The sequence below is a fragment of the Arthrobacter sp. Y3223164 genome, assembly GCF_059091005.1.
On the sequence record NZ_JBNHGF010000615.1, the window covers coordinates 1 to 1,129 of the forward strand.

The following is a 1,129-nucleotide window of genomic DNA, read 5'->3' on the forward strand; positions in this document are numbered from 1 at the left end:
CCTGGCGTGTCCGCCGCCGGTGGCCGCCGCCCGCGACTGCCGCCCGCCACTGCCGCACGTAACCGTGTGTCGAAGGCGGGCATGGCGGAGTCCACGGCCGCAGCGCCGCCCTGCCCTGCACAGGTTGCCGCTCCGGGTGTGCTGTCCACATCCTGGGGTTTCGTGAAGCTGCCTTCCCATGTCGCCGCCACGCTGGAGGGCATGAGAGCGAAAGACGACCTGGGCCGACGCGGTGAGGAGATGGCCGCGTCCTACCTTTCCGGCGCCGGCCAGCGTGTCATCGACCGAAACTGGCGCAGCCCCGACGGCGAACTGGACATCGTCTCCGTGGACGGGGCGACCATCGTGGTCTCCGAGGTCAAGACCCGGCGCAGCACCGACTACGGCCACCCCTTCGAAGCCATCACCGACGCCAAGGTCCGCCGACTCCACATCCTGGGGCACCAGTGGCTGCGCGACCACGGCATGACCGGGACGGCGATGAGGGTGGACGCCGTCGCGGTGCTCTACGGGCAGGGGCGTTGGCCCGTGATCGAGTACTTGAAGGGCGTCGGCTGATGGGGCTCGGACGGACATTCTCGGTGGCGCTGGTGGGCCTGAACGGGCACATCGTCGAGGTGGAAGCGGACATCGGCCAAACCCTCCCGGCCTTTATTCTCCTGGGGCTGCCGGACGCGGCCCTGACCGAGGCCAAGGAACGGATCAAGGCCGCGGCGAAGAACGCCGGGGTCCCGCTCAGCAGGCGGAAGATCACAGTCAACCTTGTCCCCGCTTCGCTGCCGAAGAAGGGCTCCGGCTTCGACCTGGCCATCCTGATGGCCTCGCTCCAGGCGGCGGGGGACGTCCGGCCCAGCGGCCGCAACATCTTCCTGGCAGAGCTGGGCCTCGACGGGAGGCTCCGGCCGGTCAGGGGTGTACTGCCGGCGGTGATGGCGGCCGTCGAAGCAGGGTATCCGCATGTTGTCGTTGCCGACGCCAACGCGGCCGAGGCCGCGCTGGTGCCCGGCGCCCGGGTGCGCAGCTTCAGCAATCTGGTTGAGGTCTTGATGGCCTTCGGCGCCGACGCGGACCGCCTGAGTCCCGCCCCGCCGGAGCGGCTGGCCCCGTCCGTCCCGGCCGCAGCACCTCC

Annotated in this window: 2 protein-coding genes; both read left to right on the plus strand. The window is 70.4% G+C overall.

The features are described from left to right. Positions 1-201 precede the first annotated feature (201 nt). Positions 202-558: a YraN family protein gene (locus AC5RUJ_RS16875; RefSeq protein WP_493999949.1), complete on the plus strand. Its 357-nt coding sequence runs from the start codon at positions 202-204 to the stop codon at positions 556-558. Next, positions 558-1,129, plus strand: a 572-nt coding sequence (locus tag AC5RUJ_RS16880; protein ID WP_494156320.1) for a magnesium chelatase domain-containing protein, incomplete at its 3' end; no start/stop codon positions are given. The genes AC5RUJ_RS16875 and AC5RUJ_RS16880, both read left to right, overlap by 1 nt.